Source organism: Agarivorans sp. QJM3NY_29 (assembly GCF_050870835.2).
Taxonomy (GTDB): Bacteria; Pseudomonadota; Gammaproteobacteria; order Enterobacterales; family Celerinatantimonadaceae; genus Agarivorans.
Map to the genome: position 1 here is coordinate 3,033,664 of NZ_CP194036.2, position 21,664 is coordinate 3,055,327.

The window sequence follows — 21,664 nt, forward strand, 5'->3', positions numbered from 1 at the left end:
GTAAGCTCCTATAAGTAACGATGACGTAAAGCTGCATAATTGCGGGCGGTGGTTCGTAAATCGCCCACCTGTTTAACGAACTGGCGCGGATTGCCTGTCGCTTTCAGTGCCAATTGCTGCCCCAAGGCTTGTGCCATCGCAAAGGCTGAACCGGGCTCCACCAAAGTGCCAGTACGTGGACACAGGGCTTCGGTTGAAGCCCCAACATTGGTCACCACTGCCGGAATGCCGCAGGCTTGCGCTTCGAGAATCACCAACGACAAACCTTCAAAATAAGAAGGTAAACAAAACAAATCGAGCGCTTGATAAAACTGCGGCATTGATTCGATGGCGCCAAGAAAATGCACTCGCGCTTGTAATTTCAGAGCCATCACCAAACGTTGTAGCGCCTGGCGTTGGCTACCATCGCCGGCAAACACCAAATGTACGTCTTGGGGAAAACTATTGAGGGCTTCAATCAATACCGCCTGACCTTTTTCTGGCTCTAAACGACCCGCACAACCAATCAATCGAGGCTGTATTGGCAAACCTAGCAGCTGGCGAGCTAAGTGTTTGTCTCCCACCGCGAAGCTGTGAGTATCGACGCCGTTTTTAATCACTTGCACTTGTTCATCGTTAAAACCCAATGCCGACTTCAGCTCACTCGCCACCAAATTGGCATCGGCGACGATCATCGGCCGAACCCATTTCAGCGCGAAGGATTGCAGCATACGACGCCGCTGCTGGCGCAGATGCCAGGCATCATGTTCGGTATGAATCACCACTTTCACCCCGGCTAAACGCGCTGCGATACCGCCGTAAATTAATGGCCCGATGTGGTGAGTATGCACCACGGGGACAGCCCAACGACGAAACAGCTTCACCAGCTTCCATAGGGTGCTAAGGCGAAATCCCGGCTGCTTATTTAAAAACATCAGGCGATTGGCGTAGGGGCGCAGTCGCGGCCAGTCTTGCAAGGCCTGCTGCTTGGTGCCTTCCAAGGAAATAATCACCCCTTGCTCGTGCGCCTCTTCCATCCGTTGTAAATCGAGCGCCATGGTTTCGATGCCCCCCGGCTGTAGGTGCTGTACCACTTGGATCCAAATACTCATAAGTTGTTCCTCTTAAGCACAATAGGCTGTTAATTCGAGTGAGACAGTGGTGGAATACGGCTAAGCACCGTCACCCCGGCGATATCTTCGATGTCTTTAATGGTGCGTAAACTGGGATCGGCCAGTTCAGCCAATAGCGCTAAACTGAACCCCGTCACGATCCCAGCCACCAGCCCGGCAAGCACAAACAACCACATTGGCAGCGTTGAAGGCCCACTGGGAGTAAAAGCACGATCGATAATTTTAATCCGATCAGATTGTTCAAATACCCCTAAAGCACCCGTCACTTGGGCCATCTCGTAACGTGTCAGCATGTTTTCATACAGGCTACGCTTGACTTTGAGATTTCGATTAAGGATCCGCAGTTGTTTCTCTTGCTCACCCACTGAGCCAATTTGCTGCTGCAACGAGCTCGCTAAACTGCGTAATTGTGAGACTTCTTCGGCGAGGGCATCGACTCGCTGGCGAGCGATCATTAAGGCTTCAACTTGCACGATCAACATCTCCCCATTGGATTCGGTCAGGGAAATTTGTTGCTGTAATAAGGCCGAGCTATCCGTGTTCGAAATCGAGGACAGAGGTAAAGATAAGACTTGCTCACGCTCCTGTTCGAGATGGCGCAATACCCGTTGCAGCGCTTGTACCTTGGAGTGACCTTGGGTATAACGCGACATCAGGGTGGCCAGCTCGGCACGATTCATCACGATCTGCTCTTCGAGTCGAGTCAGGACCGGATTGGTGCGAGAGAGTTGCTGATCGATACTGCCTAAGCTTTGTTTTGCACCAGCAAGTTCTGCTTCTCGCTCAATCAAACGTTGACGGATCTGCGACAAACGCTGGGTATTAGCCGCATGTTGCTCGGGTAAACCATCGGCATGCAGGGTGCGGTAATCCGCTAAGGCTTCTTCGGCCTCTTCTAAAGCAAAACTACTGGACATTAAATGTTCCCGCAGAAAACGTTCTGATTCTTTAATCGAAGAACGCTCTGGCGCGAGTAACTGCTCAATAAAATGTGAAGAGACGGTTTCTAGTAATTCACGCATACCCTGCGGATGCGCTGAGCGATAATCAATCCGAATTAAGTCCTTGCCCACTTGACGCACCGTGAGCGCCGCCGATAAACGGTTAATCACCTGCTGCTTTTGCTGTGGACTGTCACTCTCAACCATCAAGCCTTGTTCAATGGCCACTTCAGTTAACACATGCCGGCTGTGTAATAAGGTCGTCAGGGCTTCCATCCGGCCCTCTAGATTTGCCGACACCGCTAAATCTTCCAGAAAAGGATTTAAACTAGCGGTTTCTTGCACCAACATACTGGTATGTGAAGCATACTGCTTCGCGGAGAACAACGAGACTAAGACACCACAAATGGGCATCAACAGGATCGGCATGACGATAAGATAACGTCGACGCCATAAGGCATCCACAATCAAATATAGTCTTGGTAATAATTCGCCCATGCCACTCTCCGTCTGAATTCAAGAGTGTTATAGCCAAAATCATGCCATTAATAATTACTTAAATAAAACAATGGATTATAGACAATAAATGATTTTTAATTAGGCGGTTTTGCAGATTGCGAAGCCGTAAAATAAACGCCCAGACCGATGGCCTTAAATCCGCTATCGGTCTGAGAAATTAAATTAAACACACAGCGGATTAGTGATCGGCTGACCAATTTCTGGCAATGGTCGTTGCTCACTATCGCCGTAGCCAATCTTAAAGCGCACTCGATTCACACATAGTTTCTCGATCTCGGGTTTCAATAAATCAAACATCTCAAACCGTTCCTGCAACTGCGGGTGTGCCGCTTGATAGCTGCGGATTTCATCGGCTAAATAGCGATAAAACTGTGTTTCATCAATCCCAAGGCTAATTAACTTGGGTGACACAAAACGCAATACCGTGACAAAATGGCCCGTTAATAAGTCGTGGATCAAGTAATGGGCGGGCAAGCGGGTCAAGTTCTGGCGGATCGCCTGCGGCAAGCGATTAAGTTCTGGGAAATCTTGGTCTATCAGACGTAAGTCGCCATGAAAATCTTTAATCAAGCAGCCAACGGGTTGATGGCCTTGCAAGGCCAAGGTAATGTTTTGACCGTGCGCCACCAAGGCCACTCCATAGCGACACATCAAATGATATAACGGCACCACCACATGCTTAAACAGCTTTCTGAGCCAGGCTTCGGCGCTCAATCCCGAGAGTTCGATCAAGGTAACAATCGCCGCCTTGCCTTGACTATCGGTTTGCATCAACGTGGCCATTGACATCGGACGCTGCTGCTCACTTAATACACTCTCGGCACGTTCACGCCAAATACAACCGAGCATTTCTTGATAACGATAGCTGCCTCCTGCGACTTGTTGCTGATAAGGCTGCGGGCAAAATACCCCCGCAACTTCTTGCTGTACCCTCAGTCCCAGCTGAGCAAACAAGGGATCTTGAATGGTTAACTGGGCCAACCATGCCGACAGCTTGGGCCCCTGCACGATAAATTTGCCAGGAATACCGCGGTAACAGGAGGTATTTAAAATCGTTAATGCCGTTTTCACGTCATAACGGACCCTTGGGTCAACGGCGCTCAAGGTACGGATTGATTGCTGCGCCAGCCAATCACCAGTAACAGGACCCAAATCGATTGCGTCGCCATTGGCAAACCATTCGGCAAATTGCCCAACTAAAAAGCGCGACATTTGCCAAGGATGAACCGCCATAATCAAGAACTGATCGCGATTCTTCGCGGGCAATTTATTGATCAACGCCAGATACGCTTCACTCCCCAGCACCTCTTCAAGCAAGCGCTGTGGACTCAAACCTTCGGCAAAACCCACCTCACAATGTTGCTTGTTCAGCGCCAAATAATGGAGTTGAAATGCCCGACCTGATTCCGGCGAATACAGCGCTAACTCCGCAGCCCCCCAACCCAAGCGACCCTTATTGGCAATCGCCTTAGGGTGCGCGTCTAAATAACGTTGCCGAGAGGTTTCATCCATAGTCACCAGCGCATCACTGGCTAAGTTTCGCAGTTGAGTAATGCGCAACATATCGCTGTATAGCGTTTGTTGAATTTCTTCTAATAGGCCTGCGAGATTAATATCGTTAATTTGAATTTGCGACTGAATATCAATCAACAACTGACTTGCACTCGGCGCTAAACCGTCGCTGCATTGAATACTATCAGGCGTAATGATAAACATGCCCCAAATGCTTTGGCTCGCCTGAAAATCCCAGTGGCGCGAGGTAGTCACCAGACGCCAATTCGTCTGCTTGCTCGCCACAGCATGACCTTCGCACACAGCTGGCGACCGAGGTTCAAACGCTAAACGTTCCTCAAAATGTAACTCACTCAATATCTTAGCGACTAGTTGTTGACTCGCTAATTGCCAAGCACGGTGTTGTGTCATGGTGGTTCCCTACTCGCTTTTTGTTTTAAATACACAATGAAATTTATTTGTTAAAAACATCATCAATATATTGACAAACTACCTTAAAATCAACAATGATAATACAAACCATTATCATTAAGATTAACAAGTTAATGCTGTATCGCTGTTTACTCATCGCTTTGGGATTAAACCAAACTCTGCTACTCGCCTTGTTGCCAAACATTGCAGCATTAAAGGGTTTGCAGGGATCGGAACAGGGTCTAGGACTGATTGCGGCGGTCGTGAATGTTAATTTAATTAGCTTTTGGTTGGGAAGCGGTTTTTGGGGCAAGTGGCTGCCAAAACTGGGGATCCGCTTCTGTTCACGCATCACCATCAGTGGCTTTATCCTTGCAAATCTGTTGTTTTACTTCGCCTTGCTTATACCAACAACGCCTTCGCTACCGGTAATGGCACTGGCACGCTTAGCGCTAGGGCTATTTAGCAGCGCTTTTATTATATTGGCGCAAACCCATTTGGCGATTACAAAACAAAATGGCTTAGGCCAACTCGCTAAAACCAGTGGCGCAATTACTCTCGGTCGCTTACTCGGCCCAAGCTTAGTATTACTGCCTTTTAGCATGCAGTACTTACTGCTGATCCCCCTGATTTTAGTGCTACCCTTACTAATCAAGCAACTGTGCGAAAAGGCTGAAAATCAGGTCGATTTTGCCAAAGATTTCCCCCTCCAGACATACTCAGGCAAGTCCCCTCGTGAACAAGCCAAAACCAGACGCCGCCCCAATCAGCTGAAACTAATTTTGCTCAGTGCGCTATTGATGACTGCCTTGGTGAGCACACTACAATTCTACCTGTTGCCACTATTGCTCGACTTAGGCTATCAAGGGGAACAGGCCTCAAGTTTATACGCCTCCATCTTATTATACATCAGCATCACCTTACTGATCTCTCAGTTACTTTTAATCCCCTGGTGGTCAAAACAACAACGCCCACTAGCCCCCATTTTACTACTGTGTTTAGCACTTGGGTGCCTGCTACTTAGCCTCTCGGTTGGCCTCAGCTCAAGCGGGGCACAACAACCATGGCTGATATTACTCGCAGGGCTAACCAGCCTGACCCTTGCAGTTTCTGGTTTCCCAGTTTGGTACAGCCAGTTAGCGCTGTCCCAATCATCGAGTTTGAGCGAACGGAGTCGACGCAGTGGCTCTTTGTCGCGGGCTCATAGCAGTGGTTACTTAGTCGGTAGCGCCGTATCGAGCAGCTGTTTGTATTTCAGCATTCCCTTATTAACGCCCATTTGGGTATTCGCGCTTGGGCTGGTGGCCTGTGTATTGTGCCTCCAGCAATACCTGCGCCCTGCCACCCAAGTTATTTAATGATGTCACTTTAGTTCAAGGAATCGAATGAACAAATTAACGCCTTTAACAGCCAAGTTGAGCCCCATTGCATTATTGTTAATGGCTTCAAGTGCTCAAGCCGTCACCAACCTGGACACGATGGTGGTCACTGCCAGTCGGACCGATACCGCAATCGCCGATGTAGCAGCCACCATGTGGGTGATTGACCAGCAGCAAATTGAACGCCAAGTGAACGCTGGCGCCGATTTAAAAACCGCACTCGGTCGATTGATCCCAAGTTTTGACTTTGGCGGTGAGGGTCGAACCAATTACGGTCAAAACTTACGGGGACGCTCGGCATTAGTGATGATCGATGGTGTGTCACTCAACTCAACTCGAGCCATTAGCCGCCAGTTAGACAGTATCGACCCTTTCAATATTGCTCATGTAGAAGTGCTCTCCGGCGCGACCGCGATTTACGGCGCGGGAGCCGCTGGCGGTATCATCAATATTATTACCAAGAAGGCCAGCGTCGGCCCGGCTGAAGTAGCGCTCAACTTAGCGGGTTCATCTGGGTTTAACAATAGTGATGACCAGAATAAAAAACTGGCACTCAGTGTGGCTGGCGGCTCAGAAAAACTGCGCGGCCGTTTATCTGCCGCCTACCAAGATAGCGGCGCAGCCTATGATGCCAACGGTCAGATGATTTTGCCAGATATCACCCAAACTGACTTACAGTTTAATCAAAGCATCGACATCATGGGCAATCTTGAATTTGAACCCGATAACCAGCAACTACTGTCGTTGAGTGCTCAATATTACAACAGCGAACAAGATAGCGACTACGGCACCTATTTAGGGCCAAATCTCGCCGGGATTTTTGGTCGGCCAGATCTAATTTCGGTGCAACAAGGCTTGTCCCTTGAAGAACAGCCATCCACCGAACGGGTCATGGTGAATGGTCAATACCAGCACCACAACATTCTGGGCCAAACGCTGATGGCGCAACTGTTTTACCGCAGTGAGTCGATGCAGTTTTTTCCTTTTCCTTCTATTTATCGGGTGACCGGCTCCCCCTTAGCTGGCAATAGCTATCCGATCTATGGCGCGTCTCTTCAAGAAACCGATGTATTAGGCGGCAAACTGGTATTGGTGAAAGACTTTGACCAGGTTCAGCTCACCTACGGCATCGATGCCGAATCAGAATCATTTTCCGCCAAACAGCGAATTTACGATGCCAATACCGCACTTGCTTCTGGCGGTCTCAACTTTAAACAAACCCAAAACCTGCAGCGCTACCCCGATATCGACACCCTCAATATTGCAGCATTTTCTCAAGCCAAGTGGGAAGTGAATAACGATTGGTCGCTCTCAGGTGGTTTCCGCTATCAGCACATCGAACATGAAGTCGGTGACATTGTAGGCCTCTTACAGCAACACCTGTCAGCGATTGGGATGTATAACGATCCGGATGTAATTAAAGGCGGTAAAAGTGATTATAATGAATTGCTATTTAATCTCAGTGCCATCTATAAAATCGACCACCAGCAGCAAATTTGGGCTAACTTCAGCCAAGGTTTCAACTTGCCCGATCCCGCGAAGTATTACGGGAACGGTAACTACGATGGTACCTATGGCGATGGTCCAAACTTAATCAGCAGCATTAATGTGGCCGACAATCGACTCAGCGGCGTAAAAACCAATGCCTTTGAACTTGGTTGGCGTAAAACCAGCAGTAACTATGATCTACAAGTTGCCAGCTACTATTCGATCTCCGACAAAACGACCTCCTACAACAAAAGTACTCTAGCGGTGGTGGTTAACGATGACCAACGCCGAATTTATGGTATTGAAGGTCAGGCAAACTACTACTTCGACAATAACTTCTACACCGGTCTGCAAGCACATTTAATCAAAAGCGAAACCGAGAGTAATGGCGCGTGGAACAAACTCGCGGCAGAAGAAGCGAGTCCTTCTAACGGTAGCTTAAACCTTGGTTACGACAACCAAGCTTACGGCGCTGAATTACAATGGCAAACCTTGGCCGACTACAGTGATGATCAAGGTAGCGAGCTTCATGGTTACTCACTGGCAAACCTAAACGGCTACTACGCACTGCCGCTGGGACAAGTTAACTTTGGGATCCAAAATCTGTTTAACAAAGACTACGAAACCCTATGGAGTCAGCGCGCACAGATCCTTTATAGCAGCTTGTCAGCCTCGGAGTTATTTACCTACAAGGGTAAAGGCACCACCTTCTCAGTTAGCTACAACGCCGTTTTCTAAGGATAACTCATTGTTAAGCTTCCATAACATTTCCCTCCAATTGGGGGGAACAACCATTCTTAATAGCATGAGTGGTGAAATCATCGAGGGCTCGATCACTGCGTTGATCGGGCCCAATGGTTCAGGCAAAAGTAGTTTATTGTCGGTATTAAGCGGTTTAGTCCGTCCCTTACAGGGCGAAGTTGTATTGCAAGGACAGGCGCTACAATCCATTCCTCGCGCCCAATTGGCGAAACAGCTGGCACTGCTGCCACAACGTAATCCGGTTCCGGCCAGCCTAAGCGTCTCTGATCTGGTCACCTTTGGTCGTCACCCACATCGGCCGTGGTACCAACGCTTAAATGCCAGTGACAAGCAGCTTATCGACTGGTCAATGCATGAAACCGGGATCGGTGACTACGCCCACCGCCAACTCACCGAATTATCGGGTGGTGAATTGCAACGCGCCTGGCTGGCCATGGTATTAGCCCAGGACACGCCAGTGGTGATGCTCGACGAACCCACCTCCTGGTTAGACATCTCCCATCAATTAGCCTTGCTTAAAATAGTGCAGCGACTCAATCGTCAATATAAAAAAACCATTGTTTGGGTATTACATGATCTCAACCAAGCGAGCCGTTATAGCGACCGAGCCATTCTCATCAACCAGGGCCGCATCGTTAGCCAGGGCCCAGTAGCTCAAGTGATCAATGCGACCTTGATCAGTCAAGTTTATCAAACGCCAGTGCGGAGCCACCAAATCGGCCAGCAGCATGTCCTTTGGCCAGAGGAGCAGCTATGAGCCGCATATTCAAAGGCGCTTACCGAAGACAATTGAAGTGCTTACTGGTGCTCGGTGCATTACTTAGCAGCTCTAGCCAAGCGGCACCAGTGCAGCTGTGTTTAGCCAGCTGCATTCACTTAAACCACAGCGCCCAACGGGTGGTCGCCTTAAATTGGTCGGCCGCAGAGATGCTCTTAAGTTTAGGCGTCACCCCAGTTGGCCTGACCCAAAATGCCGGCTACCGAAAGTGGCAAACCAACCACCCCGAGCTGCCTGAACAAGTGACCGAATTAGGGCGACGTCAAGAGCCAAATTTAGCAGCCATTGCACAACTAAAGCCCGATCTTATTATTGGTTACGAATTTCGCCATGCTCGCTTATTAAGCGCTTTGGAACAGATTGCTCCCACGCTCATCTATCAGCAATTTCCTCATCCACAGCAAGCAGATTTTAACTATTTCGAGCACTCGCAGCGAGTATTTCGCCACATCGCTCAAGCGCTTGGCAAAACCGAACAAGCCGTGCAACAACTCAAAGCGATGGATGAGCGTTTCATGCAGCTGAAACAACAACTCGCCACTGCCGGTTTAGCCAATTATTCAGTCAGCTATGCCAAATTTGTTGGCATGGGTTATGGCTTAAGAGTATTCACACGAGACAGCTTAGCTGGCGCGGTCGCGCTGCAACTAGGCTTACGCTATCAATGGCAAACTGGCTTACCGGGAAAAGACTTTACTCACTTGCAACTCGAGCAATTACCTCAGCTCAAGCATAGCCATTTAATTTTGGCGGGAAATCAGGCCGATGGCGAGCGAATGACCCTTTCCCCTGTTTGGTCCAAGCTGCCCTTTGTGCAAGCACAACGCTTTTCCAAGGTGATTCCTTTATGGAGTTTTGGCGGCCCAGAATCAGCTATCAGAATGGCAGAGGCTTTCACTCAATCACTGTTAGATTGGCAGGAGCAACAACATGGTTAAGCCACTACTATCAGTATCTTCACTGATGCTACTGAGCATCGCCGTCTATTTTCTAAGTCGCCCGAATATTGCCCCGGCTGATTTGGCTCAAGCCATGCTTGACTATGTGTGGCTGCCCACCGCTGCCATGGCCTTGCTCACCGGCGCGCTATTTGCCAGTTCTGGCTTATTCATTCAAACCACCTTAGATAACGATTTTGCTTCACCCTCAACCTTGGGTATTTCCGCCGGTGCCTTATTAGGTGCAGTGTTGGTGCGGGTACTGCTCCCCGAAGCCGGACTCAGCCTGTTATGGGGCGGCGCATTGCTCGGCGCAGCCTTATTATCCCTATTAGTCTTGACGGTCAGCCAGCTAATTGGTGGCGGTAAGCTGCCTGTGGTACTGATTGGTATGGCGCTGGGCCTAGGTGCTGGCGCGGTCTCTTCATTACTATTGTTGTATTTTGAAAACCAAACCGACGGCCTGTTCCTATGGGGCAGCGGTCAGGTCTTGCAAACCAATACCGAACTACTCAAACAAACGGCATTGCCTATCAGCCTTGCTTTATTGATAGGTCTCCTAGCCTTACCACGACTGGCCTTATTTCTATTAGGCGATACCCACGCCAGCACCTTAGGCTTAGCGGTGAAACGCTGGCGTTGGGCGATTTTATTGCTGGCGATCAGTCAGGCTGCCCTTGCCACCGCACTGGTGGGTATGGTTGGTTTTGTCGGTTTAATGGCACCCCACCTCGCCCGCTTAGTATTACGCGCCAGTCATACGCGCCAAGCGATGCTACTACAATGGCTGCTCACCATGATACTCGGAGCAGTATTAGTGCTGGCCGCCGAGTGGTGTTCACGTAGCCTGTTATTCTTAGGCTATCGTCTACCTACGGGGGCATTTACTGCGCTGCTCGGAGCCCCCTACTTTATTTACTTATTATTCCAAAAATCTGGCAGGGCCTTAGCGGCTACGGAAACCCAAACCATCGCCTTAAAACCACTAATCCATGCCCGCGCCCAATGGGTACTCGGTGGCTTAATACTGCTACTCTTGGCCACTTTAACGCTTTGCCTAAAAATGCCGGGAGAACTTGGCGCAAGCTGGGTAAACCAGCGGGTATTACTAGCAGGGCTAGGCGGTTTTGGCCTCGCCTGCGCCGGAACCTTACTGCAAACCCTATTTAAAAACCCGATGGCGAGTCCCGATATATCCGGCGTGAGCGCTTTTGCTGTCTTATTAATTGCCTGCGTATTGGTGATTTATCCCGGCGCCGGACAATTCAGCCTTACCATCGCAGCTTTAGTTGGTGCGGGTCTGGTGATTGGCTTGTTATCTTGGGGATTAAAGCAGCAGTTAAGTGTCTCGCAACTGGCCTTGTTTGGCATTGTAATCTCCGCCTTTGCCGGCACAGCCACCCATATTCTACTCACTTTTGGCAGCTCGACCGCTTCTGTCACCATGATGTGGTTAGCGGGCACCACCTATGGTGCATCGACTGATCGGATCTTACCCTTAGCGGTGGTTCTCCTACTCAGCCTCGGCAGTATTGTGCCATTCCTGCGCAGTTTAGATATTTTGCCGCTGGGCGAAATTATTCCCCGAGCCGTCGGGATCCCTTTGCAACATCAGCGACGCATCTTACTGATTGTATCGGCGCTACTCACTGCCATTTGTGTTTCCAGCATTGGCGCAATTAGCTTTGTTGGCTTACTGGCGCCGCATTGCGCCCGCCTTCTAGGATTATACCGTCATGTTCAGTTGCTCCCGGCCGCGGGCCTAACCGGAGCTATTTTACTAATTTGGGCCGATGGCTTAGGCCGCAGCCTATTGTCACCGAACGAAATTCCCGCTGGCTTAATGGTGTCCGTCATCGGCAGCCTGTACTTCTTATTATTGCTATTTATTGGATATCGAAAAAATAATGACCGAGCTACTTAATAGTCTGAATCGTCGGGTGTCTTATCATGTACATGAAATGGGCTTTCCCGCGCCCAATCCAAGCCAACTGCAACAAATCTTGCAGGCAGCCATGAGCACCCCCGATCACGGCAACTTGAACCCGTGGCACTTTTTAGTGATCGAACACCAACAGATCGGGGAATTAATCGAGCACTTACAGCAAGCTTGGCAGGATTCTGAACAAGACTTAGATCCGCAACGCGCCAAACGCCTCGCCAACTACTTAAAGCAGGCACCAAGCATGATATTGGTGTCGGCGGCACTCCAACCGCATAGCAAGATCTCCGAGCAGGATCAGATCTTGTCTGCCGCAGCCGCCTGCCAAATGATTCTGCTGGCAGCCGATGGGCTGGGTTTTGGCGGCGTATGGTACAGCACCGATGCGGTCTCACTCCCCAAAGTGAGACCGCTACTGGGCTTGCAACCACAGCATCACCCGGTAGGCTTTTTGATCTTAGGCACGCCGCTCAATCCTCGACAAAAAAAACGCAAAGATGCTCGAACTTACACCTTTCAATGGCAAGGGGCTGGCCAGCTCAGCCCTTGGCTAAATCACTCGTCCAGCAAACAGGAGGCAAATAAGTGAACACTCATCCGCTAGGCCAACAAGCTTTCTTCAATAGCCTACTTGTTGAAACCACCAACAAACACTTGGAGGGTAATTCGGTATTCCTGCCGCTTTGTCCAAGCCAGACCCTGGAGCTGAAGCTTAGCTATTGCTCCCCTGCGTGGCGTCATCGTTATACGGGCGAAATCATCTTACATCAGGCAGAGCAGCAGCAAATCATTGACTTTTCTCAAGCCCTAGATTTAGTGCTCGAGCAGCTCTATCCCGAGATTGACGAGCAGCGAAAACAAAACTTTCGGCAACGCATATGCGGATCGCAGCAATCAATTATAGAGGCGGAAGCAGCCCTCGCCGCCCGCTCAGAGGATTCGACCGAGCAATTTATTCATGCCGAGCAAAGTCTCACTGCTGGTCATAGCATGCATCCAGCGGCGAAAAGTTGTGAGCCTTTAAACGCCCAGCAACAACGCCAATATCTGCCAGAACATGCAGGCCAATTTGCCATCGAATGGTTTGCAGTCCATCAACAGCACTTGGTTGGCCAATGTTCACTAGGCCAACCAGAGCAAGACAGTACAGGTACAGCGCAAACCGAATTACAGCGTGTTCAGCAACAACTATTGGCCTTTTTTCAGGCCAGTTTTGCGCAGCAACCTGAGCTTGTGGCGCAAGCACAATTGGGTCAAGAGTGGTGGCCTTTGCCGATGCACCCCTTGCAGGCGCAGGCCTGGCGCAATAGTGATTCAGCCACACAACTGTCAGCGGTGGTGAAAGATCTGCAACTGAATTCGACAGGCTGGACCGCCACCTCATCAACACGTGCCATCTATCACCCTCGGCTCCCATGGATGCTCAAGGTCTCATTACCAGTCAAACTAACCAATTCATTGCGCCTACTATCCAGTACCGAGGCCGAGCGCGGCATTCAATTTAGTCGGCTGTTGCAAACTCGCAGCGGTCAAGAGTTGCAACAACGCTTACCCAGCACCTGTTTTATGGAAGAACCCCTGTGGGCTGCGATCGCCGATCAGCATGGCAATGTGCTCGACTTAAGTCTGAGCTGCTTACGGCAAAACCCTTTCTATCAAGCAAGCGATGAAGCGCAAACGCTCGACCCAACTAATTACTATCTATTAGCCAGTGCCAATCAGACCAGCCTAGCGCAACCTTCGGCACAGACCTGTCGATGGATCCGAGGCTATGCTGAACAACAAAACTTAAGCCAGCAGAATGCGGCTCTAGTCTGGTTTTCGGCCTTCATGGACCAGGTGATTGCCCCGCTGTGTATTGCCCGCAGCGATTACGGAATCGTGTTGTTGGCGCATCAACAAAACATTGTTTTGCAAATTGAGAATAACCTGCCAGCAGGAATGGCCTACCGCGATTGCCAGGGCATCGGCCTAACCGATCTTGCCCTAAAACGCTTTAAAGAAGAGTTTAACCAGCAGCCGCCCGCCTATTTTATGCCAGCGCACCAGCTTAATCCCTTCCATGCTTATTACTTGATTGGCAACACCCTCCTCAACACCATTGCGGCAATCGGCGCCGAGGGCTTGATAAGCGAGCAACAATTATGGTCTCTCTGCTGCGATAAACTCTCGGCGCTACGCGCAGCCCGGCCAAAAGATAGCTCCTTCTATGACTATGTATTGGACTCACCCACGCTGCATTGGAAGCGTAATTTTTATTGCTTCTTGGCCGATCATAACGAAGCCACGCTCAGTGATCCCAGTCGAATCTATTGCGACATAGCCAATCCCTTACAGCTGAGCGCAGCACAGCCACAAAGCCATAAAACCTTAGCAGGTGGCCGCCAGCTGTGTTTTACAGACGAGCAAACGAGTGCTGGTCGTCTTGAATTCAGCGTACGAGAATACGGCCAAACCATTGCTCAGGGCAAAGCACGGTTACACCAACGCCAATGCCATCTAGATTTAAGGCTGGTTAGCGATGCACCACACAGTGATGATTTAGTTTGGTGGAGCGCCGCCGAGCATGCTTTTTACCAGCTCAAAGCAAGCCACTTACAAGCAGACTATTTCCCCGAGGCTGCCAGCGCTCATTTAGAAGCCTCCAGCCAAGGCGAAACAGGGCCCTGCTTGAGCCTGCATCAATTTTTACAAATTGCCCCGCTATGGCGAGAGCCACAAGCCGAGTTGCCACCCACTCAACACTTAAAGGCTGCCAATGGCATTGAGCACCCACAGCGTCCCAACAAACCCACTGGCCAAGTATTCACCCGTTACTACTATCATTTGAAGCGACAACTAAGCTTTCGAGTGATCGATCAACAGCGCGACTTGAATGGCTTTCATCACTGGCACAACCACCCCATGATCGCCCCCGTTTGGGAATTAGCTGGCAGCCTTGAACAACATGCAAGCTATCTAGAACAGATGCGCTCAGATCCTCACCAATACGCGGTAATTGGCGAATTTGATGGCGTGCCCTTTGGTTACTTCGAGGTTTACTGGACCCCTGAAGACCGTTTAGGTCCCCATTATGCCTATCAGAATTATGACCGAGGAGTACACATTTTGGTGGGCAATTTCGATTTTCGCGGCGGTGTTTATTTTGATACCTGGGGCTGCGCAATTATTCAATATTGTTTTCTTGATGATCCGCGAACCCAGCGGGTGATGGGCGAACCACGCGCAGATAACCATCGCGTGGTTAAAATCACCGAGCGCTTAGGCTTAGAAAAGCAATTTGAGTTTGATTTTCCACACAAACGAGCCGCATTACTACAGTGCGAGCGAGAACGTTTCTTTAATCAGTTTGTAATCTAGAGGTTTCGCATGATGAATACACCAGCATATGATTTACTGGGCATTGGCATTGGCCCGTTCAACCTCAGCATTGCAGCGCTTGCCAGCAGCAAAGCGCAGCTCTCAACTTTATTTTTAGAAAAACAAGCCCGCTTTGCCTGGCATCCCGGCATGCTGCTAAGTGATGCAAAAATGCAAACCTCTTATTTGAAAGATTTAGTGACTAGTGTCGATCCCACCAATCCCTATAGCTTTCTTAACTATTTGGTGAGCCAACAAAAGCTCTACCCCTTCATTGCCTCGGGTCAGTCGGTTATTTCTCGTTTAGAGTTTTCCGACTATCTGTCATGGGCGGCGCAGGCACTGCCCAATACCCAATTTGATCATGAAGTTCAGTCGGTGAGCTTTGAGCAAGGTCGGTTTACCCTGGAAACCAAACAACAGCGCTTGCATAGTCGCCATTTGGTGATCGGCACTGGCACTCGCCCCAAGATGCCCGATTTCTGCCAAGCCTTAGTCAACGATACTTGTTTTCATGCCAGTGAATTGGGCCTTCGTAAACCCAACTTAAGCGACAAACGAGTGGCGATTATTGGTGGCGGACAAAGCGGCGCCGATATATTTCAACATGTTTTTGATGGTGAGTTTGGCAAAGTCAGTCAATTAACCTGGGTATCGCGCAGACCAAACATCGAAGTTCTCGATGAAAGCTGCTTTACCGACCAATATTTTATGCCCGACTACGTTAATGGTTTCTACTCACTGCAACAAGACATCAAGAATAGCGAGGTAGCACGCCAAAAATTCACCAGCGATGGCATCACTAACGATTGCCTCTTGAGCATTTACCAGCGCCTTTATCATGACCGCTATGTACTTAGAAATCCGCCTTGGTGGTCGATTCAGCCAAATCGCAGCTTAACTTCACTCAGCGATCACAACACTGGCTATCAACTGCAGCTCAAGCATGGCCTGAATCAGAATACGACCCAACTGGACGCCGACGTGGTGATCCTCTGCACTGGCTACCAACGCGCCCTTCCTCCCTGCATCGCAGAGCTCAGCAAGTTATTTGAGCGCGATACGGCTGGTCAAATTCAGCTAAACGCCGATTTTGATGTGAACTGGCAGGGCCCCAGTAAAAACCGCATTTATATGGTGAATGCCGGACTGCATAGCCACGGGATCGCCGAACCACAACTAAGCTTAGCCAGTTGGCGAGCGGCCAAAATTCTCAACCATGCCAGCGAGCAAAGCTTATATAAGATCGAAGAAAAGCACAGTATGATCGACTGGGGCCTCAGCCCTTCAAGTCTAGCCAGCCGTCATCAAAGCGCCACGCTGTCGGCGATTAACGCTTAATCGAATCATAAAGCAATCACTCAAGTCATTGAGCGATTGCACTTAAACGCGACGAACCCATGATAGCGATTTGACAGCCAAGGCATCAATTGGTGCCTTGGCTGCTAAACTGAACATTTTACCGTTATAGCGTATAGCCATGGGAAAATGAGCCCTTAACCGAATTTGTAGCAATAGATGTTTGGTACTACCAATAGTCGCGGCTGCTTTTAGAGGAGTGTAAGGCTTGTGTACTACCTGTAGGATATAAATATTGATTGCGTACCATTGGGAATCACGGGCTATGGGCTTGGTTTTTCCGCCCGTATTTATAAATAGGAATGCACCACCCCTAGTAAAGCTGAGCAAGGCTTTGAACTTTGTAACAAAAGCCCAAACTTTGCCAAGCCTAGCGGGTGATTGTTGATTGAAAGAAACTAAACAAGTGATTCACTGAAAATGCTCATCTTCATTTTATCAGCTCGCTGATTATTCTAAATGCGCCATCTTGTTATCAGTCGATACTTATCGCGAAACCATCTATGAGAAGTCAAGAGACAAACCAACACCAACATCTACCACATAGCTTGATTTAGACAAATTTATTTTATACTCCAAGCTTGTGCAATGACATGGGTGAATCGTTTCTATATTCTGCTCACTGAAGTATTTTAATGTGCCTACCGCTTGAAGTTCACTTGGATTCATAAGATGAAAACCGCCAATGACATCGATCACTCGCTCATCACCGCAAACCTTTTTTGCGTATTCGATAATATTACAAATCCCGGAATGAGAACATCCAGTAACAATCACTAAACCCTGTGATGATTTATAGACGAGTGCGGAGTCATCCTTCACATAATCATCGACCATTGAGTCTAAGTGCTCACACCGACCAATTGGTTCAATCTTTTCAAAATTATTCGCTCTTTCTATCTCACCTAAAAATACAATGTACTCAGTAATCCATAATGGTTCAGTGACTAAACGTGTATTGAAATACCGAGCTAATCGCTTACGATCTAAACTTGAACCGATGTCATCACCTTCATATTCTTTATATGAGAAAGCATCTGGATGAGCGATAAGTGTTGGATGGGGATAGTTAAAATGTTCAGCTTTTGCTTCGGAGTAATATTTCACAAGAGGAACTAAACCACCGGTATGATCATTATGCCCGTGAGAAATAACCACATAATCAATATCCATAAGAGATTCATTCATTTTTTGAGCGTTTTTTATCAAAATATCTGAATATCCCACATCAAATAATATCTTGGTATCACCCTCGCGAATTAAATATGAAACAGCGGGCTCAGCCAAAAAATAACGATCAATGATGGTGTTGTTATCGACTAAAACTTTCAATTCCATAATTTAATTCTCAGCGACCATTTTGAGCTTGGAGTGTATCAACAAGATACACCTGAATATAAACAATATCGAACTTAACCTATCCTTCACTCACTTTAGTTTCACTTAAGTAATCATCAACATAAGTTGTTTGGCAAAGAAACAAAAATAAAGTAGTGTCTAGAGTATCAGCTAGTGATACTGACAGCGCAAAAAGATGACGAGGCTCCATCAGTCATTCTAAAGAGAAACCATCGTCGCCATCGAAACTCAATCATCGAATTCAAAGTTAAGGATAAAGATGAAAAATTTACTCATATCATTTCAACTCATTTCTGTTTTTCTACTACTCGGCTGTGGTCAAGGAGATTCAGGCGACAGCAATCCAGTTGCCACGGCAGAACAAGCGCTACAAAACCACGTATGGCGTCTGTACTCTGAGCAAAAAGGAAATAAACTGACCCTCTATCCCATTGAAAAAATACAAGATAAAGACAACGATGGAAGCGACGAGCTATTTTCCAGAGACTACTACTATCTTTTCCTAGACGGATGGGTATACCAAGCGACAGAGCTACATGTAATTCAAGACGACGGTTTCGATCAAGATTATATGGCTTCCATCGAGGGTAAACTCTATGCCTTGGGCGGTTCCTACTATGAGATAAACGAAAGCAAACTGACATCTTACGAACAAGATTGGAACTATAGCTTAGAGACAGATGGGTTTACCCTCACATTGGGAGACACCCAACAACGCTTTGTGTTAGATAAAAATTATACCACCCAAGCGATTATCGAAGCGCCGTCGGAATAAATTGCGATGAGACAAACATCGTCAACAATAAGTAAGTTGTTGCACAATATTTAGTTTAAAAACAATCTAAACTGGAGTTAAAAATTAATGATCACTTGCTATCTGAACTATGTAATTGACCCCAAAAAAACAAAGGAATTCGAAAAATATGCAAAGATGTGGATCCCTTTGGTCGAAAGGTTTGGTGGTCAACACCATGGCTATTTCCTACCGTCGGAAGGCGCTAACAATATTGCCTTAGCCCTATTCAGCTTTCCCAGTCTAGCCATATATGAAGACTATCGGACTAAATCCTTGGCCGATCCAGAGTGTATTGCAGCCTTTCGATTTGCTGAAGAGACGGACTGTATTGTGAGTTACCAACGCAGTTTTTTCCGCCCTGTATTTAAATAAGCATCCCTATGAAACTTAGGCTTAACCGTCAACTTTATTCAATCGGAACAGCAAATTTGAAACTCTTTTTCCCAAATATTTCGCGGTTGCGAGATCAACGGGATTGACCTGATCGTGACGACTTTGCGCCACAAGCCCAAGCTGACAACCGAGTCGATTTAAGCCATCATTTCGATAACCATCAGCGGTATCTAAACCAAGCCAATACATCCCATGTTGGCTCGCCAGAATCGTTAAATATTGCAAGGTACTCGACTGATCACCATTTAAAGCGCTGCCACAAGTGAAGCCAGCTGCCAGCTTATTCGCCCACTGTTGCTCAGACCAATACTCACTGCTCGCATCGGCAAATGCTTTAAATTGTGCCGAGACCCCGCCCATATAAGTTGGCGTTCCCATAATCAATGCATCACAACTCAGAATCGATTCAAATAATGGTTTATTCTGAAACCTGCCCGCTATGATTTCTTTCCCCGTAATACAATGCTCAAGCACCTCGATACAAGCTTGTGTTTTCAGTCCCTCAATAATCGCTTGCGCTAATTGTCGCGTGATATCGGTTTTGCTGTAATAAACAACGGCTACTTTCATCTTTTTTACTCCTGAACAGTCAATATTCAGCAGCATAAAACCTCAAGTCAACTTAAGGTCAAGAGTTTTTGGAGCGAGTTAAGAATTTAAAGCGCTATAGATACATAGTTCGAAGGTAGATACATTTTGAACGAGCAGTCGTCCTTGCTTCTCAATGTTGCCAAACAAACCAGCCAGTTAAGATCGTGAGCCCCGCTCTGCTTCGCTGTCCATAGAGCCATCTCATACAAATTTAAATGCTGGAGATTTTTAGCTTGGACTCACTTTTATATTCACCCTAATCTTGTTAGGCTGAAGCCATAGCTTTACCAATATTTAACAAAGAGTTAAGTATCAATATATTCGAGGACTAGATGCCAATCATTGAAAAATATAGCGCCCAACGGGCGCAACAAGTGAGTGGCTTAAGTGTTAAACCTGAACAAGCCATATTTGCCATTGACAATGTCTCTGGGTTAATCGCAAAACTTGCAGCGCATGAACACCCGCACCTCGTCATCGTTGAAGATCAAGTGGTCGGATTTTTCATTCTGGATTTAGCGTATAGCGCAAGTTATGACTTTTGTCCGCCAGACTCATTAGGGATCCGCTCATTACTCATAGACCAGCACTCTCAGGGCAAAGGCATTGCAAAAAAAGTACTCTTACAACTCCCCAATTATATCGAGAAAGTTTACCCATCTTTTAGAGCGCTATATTTAACCGTGAACTGCCGAAATAAAGCAGCCTATCAATGTTACGCACAATGTGGTTTTCAAGACACCGGAGATTTGTATCGAGGAGGGCCTGCTGGGCCGCAGCACATCATGAACTATAAAATGCTGGTGTAACACAGAAACGAGTTAAGCTTTGATGGTGTAACGTGGCGAGCAACGCCACCACCCTACCAAACCATTGTGACATAAACACTAAACCCAAAATAAGCCGGAAAATACCAAGCGTTGCAAATCGGTCTTAAACGCTTGTATGCGTGCGCTTACTCCGATAATTTCAACCATTCAGATTCCGAAGGCATTGCGGCAAACTTTTCGACGTTGTCGCAGATAAATGCCTCATCCCAGTTTGCTCGCGAATTAACGTAAACATGAGCCTTGATTGTCGTTGCTAAATCTTCAGACATCAAACCAACTGGTACCCAATATGTATCTTTGCTAGAGCTTATGTTTGGTACAGGGCTTCCACAACATTGGCAAAACTCCGATTTAAAACCTGAACTTGAAACATAACGACTAATAGAATTTGTCCCCGAAAGCCATTTAAAACTATCAGCTCTGACGATTAAAGCTGAATTCGATGACGCCCCAGATACTTTGCGACAAAGCGAACAATGACACTGATAAATCGGAGGTAAGATACCAGATAATTCAAACGACACCTCGCCACACAAACAGTTACCTTTCAAACTCGATCTCCTTAATCGAAAAGTACGCATAGACATAATGACCCCCACGAGGTGCTAGCCTCCATTGTCGTGGGTTAGCGCGAAGCCAGAGCCATACTTAGTGTGTTAACAACTAAAGCTGAAGGCTAGCATGAATAACGATAACATAATTTTTATTGGCTTAGATACGCATAAGTCCTTTATACAAGTGGCTGTATTACAAGAACATCGAGCATAGACTGAAGCCAGGTGCCACGACGAAATAAGTAAGGTTGGCTCTACTCATCAAATAGTGAGTAATCCACGCATATCAGCATGAGAACCAACGAAGTTACTTGCTTCATCTATGCGGTAACACTATACCCAAAACAAGTAGTAGGCTCTCAAATGTAAGAGTCGAAATTTCTGCGCTTTATATTGACTGTGGGGGTCATATCAACGCCTCAATAAAGGGCTCGCGTTAGCGCGTCCAGCCGAAGGCGAACTTTGATTGACTTGTGTACGCCCAGCATGGGCATGAACTAATGAGGTGAAAGTCCTCTGTAGGAAGGTCACCGTTTAATAACACTTTGATTATTAAACGCTAACTACTAGCGAATGGCAAGGGCATTGCCGCGAGGGAATGTCTGAAGGAAGCCGGACGCAGATCTGCGAGCTGATGAAC

The 21,664-nt window shown here is 47.7% G+C and carries 17 protein-coding genes; 11 read left to right on the plus strand and 6 right to left on the minus strand.

Features of this window, described 5'->3' with window-relative positions; all coding sequences use genetic code 11:
- Positions 1 to 8: 8 nt before the first annotated feature.
- From ACRRS0_RS13730 to ACRRS0_RS13740, 3 genes are all read right to left on the minus strand, one after another.
- Positions 9 to 1,091 carry a glycosyltransferase gene (locus tag ACRRS0_RS13730; protein WP_432452617.1) on the minus strand — a complete coding sequence of 361 codons (1,083 nt, stop codon included), beginning with the start codon at positions 1,089 to 1,091 and terminating at the stop codon, positions 9 to 11.
- Positions 1,092 to 1,120: 29 nt separating this feature from the next.
- Positions 1,121 to 2,551 carry a Wzz/FepE/Etk N-terminal domain-containing protein gene (locus ACRRS0_RS13735; protein ID WP_432452616.1) on the minus strand — a complete coding sequence of 477 codons (1,431 nt, stop codon included), beginning with the start codon at positions 2,549 to 2,551 and terminating at the stop codon, positions 1,121 to 1,123.
- A gap of 183 nt (positions 2,552 to 2,734) precedes the next feature.
- Positions 2,735 to 4,495 carry an IucA/IucC family protein gene (locus ACRRS0_RS13740; RefSeq protein WP_432452615.1) on the minus strand — a complete coding sequence of 587 codons (1,761 nt, stop codon included), beginning with the start codon at positions 4,493 to 4,495 and terminating at the stop codon, positions 2,735 to 2,737.
- 95 nt (positions 4,496 to 4,590) lie between these two features.
- Between ACRRS0_RS13740 and ACRRS0_RS13745 the strand changes: the two genes are divergently transcribed.
- From ACRRS0_RS13745 to ACRRS0_RS13780, 8 genes are read left to right on the plus strand one after another with little or no spacing between them, the layout of a single operon-like run.
- Positions 4,591 to 5,853, plus strand: coding sequence for an MFS transporter (locus ACRRS0_RS13745; protein WP_432469667.1), 1,263 nt, complete (start codon positions 4,591 to 4,593; stop codon positions 5,851 to 5,853).
- Positions 5,854 to 5,880: 27 nt separating this feature from the next.
- Complete coding sequence (locus ACRRS0_RS13750) at positions 5,881 to 8,100, plus strand: TonB-dependent receptor (RefSeq protein WP_432452613.1); 2,220 nt, start codon at positions 5,881 to 5,883, stop codon at positions 8,098 to 8,100.
- Between the two features lie 10 nt (positions 8,101 to 8,110).
- Positions 8,111 to 8,881 (plus strand): ABC transporter ATP-binding protein, encoded by a 771-nt coding sequence (locus ACRRS0_RS13755; protein WP_432452612.1) that lies wholly within the window; start codon positions 8,111 to 8,113, stop codon positions 8,879 to 8,881.
- Positions 8,878 to 9,840 (plus strand): ABC transporter substrate-binding protein, encoded by a 963-nt coding sequence (locus tag ACRRS0_RS13760; RefSeq protein WP_432452611.1) that lies wholly within the window; start codon positions 8,878 to 8,880, stop codon positions 9,838 to 9,840. The genes ACRRS0_RS13755 and ACRRS0_RS13760 overlap by 4 nt, the downstream gene beginning before the upstream one ends.
- Positions 9,833 to 11,764: an iron ABC transporter permease gene (locus tag ACRRS0_RS13765; protein ID WP_432452610.1), complete on the plus strand. Its 1,932-nt coding sequence runs from the start codon at positions 9,833 to 9,835 to the stop codon at positions 11,762 to 11,764. Before ACRRS0_RS13760 ends, ACRRS0_RS13765 begins: the two co-directional genes overlap by 8 nt.
- Positions 11,748 to 12,371, plus strand: coding sequence for a nitroreductase family protein (locus tag ACRRS0_RS13770; RefSeq protein WP_432452609.1), 624 nt, complete (start codon positions 11,748 to 11,750; stop codon positions 12,369 to 12,371). Before ACRRS0_RS13765 ends, ACRRS0_RS13770 begins: the two co-directional genes overlap by 17 nt.
- Positions 12,368 to 15,142, plus strand: a complete 2,775-nt coding sequence (locus tag ACRRS0_RS13775) for a GNAT family N-acetyltransferase (protein WP_432452608.1) — start codon at positions 12,368 to 12,370, stop codon at positions 15,140 to 15,142. Before ACRRS0_RS13770 ends, ACRRS0_RS13775 begins: the two co-directional genes overlap by 4 nt.
- A gap of 9 nt (positions 15,143 to 15,151) precedes the next feature.
- Positions 15,152 to 16,483, plus strand: coding sequence for a lysine N(6)-hydroxylase/L-ornithine N(5)-oxygenase family protein (locus ACRRS0_RS13780; protein WP_432452607.1), 1,332 nt, complete (start codon positions 15,152 to 15,154; stop codon positions 16,481 to 16,483).
- 519 nt (positions 16,484 to 17,002) lie between these two features.
- Here ACRRS0_RS13780 and ACRRS0_RS13785 read toward each other — a convergent pair.
- Positions 17,003 to 17,839: an MBL fold metallo-hydrolase gene (locus ACRRS0_RS13785; protein WP_432452606.1), complete on the minus strand. Its 837-nt coding sequence runs from the start codon at positions 17,837 to 17,839 to the stop codon at positions 17,003 to 17,005.
- A 280-nt stretch (positions 17,840 to 18,119) separates the two neighbouring features.
- Between ACRRS0_RS13785 and ACRRS0_RS13790 the strand changes: the two genes are divergently transcribed.
- Positions 18,120 to 18,635, plus strand: coding sequence for a hypothetical protein (locus tag ACRRS0_RS13790; RefSeq protein ID WP_432452605.1), 516 nt, complete (start codon positions 18,120 to 18,122; stop codon positions 18,633 to 18,635).
- Positions 18,636 to 18,722: 87 nt separating this feature from the next.
- Positions 18,723 to 19,028 carry an NIPSNAP family protein gene (locus tag ACRRS0_RS13795; protein ID WP_432452604.1) on the plus strand — a complete coding sequence of 102 codons (306 nt, stop codon included), beginning with the start codon at positions 18,723 to 18,725 and terminating at the stop codon, positions 19,026 to 19,028.
- Between the two features lie 21 nt (positions 19,029 to 19,049).
- Here the strand turns inward: ACRRS0_RS13795 and ACRRS0_RS13800 are convergent, their stop codons facing one another.
- Positions 19,050 to 19,619, minus strand: coding sequence for a flavodoxin family protein (locus ACRRS0_RS13800; protein WP_432452603.1), 570 nt, complete (start codon positions 19,617 to 19,619; stop codon positions 19,050 to 19,052).
- A 353-nt stretch (positions 19,620 to 19,972) separates the two neighbouring features.
- Here ACRRS0_RS13800 and ACRRS0_RS13805 point away from each other — a divergent pair, with 353 nt between their 5' ends.
- Complete coding sequence (locus ACRRS0_RS13805; RefSeq protein WP_432452602.1) at positions 19,973 to 20,449, plus strand: GNAT family N-acetyltransferase; 477 nt, start codon at positions 19,973 to 19,975, stop codon at positions 20,447 to 20,449.
- A 146-nt stretch (positions 20,450 to 20,595) separates the two neighbouring features.
- Here ACRRS0_RS13805 and ACRRS0_RS13810 read toward each other — a convergent pair whose 3' ends face one another.
- Positions 20,596 to 21,057 (minus strand): GFA family protein, encoded by a 462-nt coding sequence (locus ACRRS0_RS13810; RefSeq protein ID WP_439022887.1) that lies wholly within the window; start codon positions 21,055 to 21,057, stop codon positions 20,596 to 20,598.
- Positions 21,058 to 21,664: the final 607 nt, after the last annotated feature.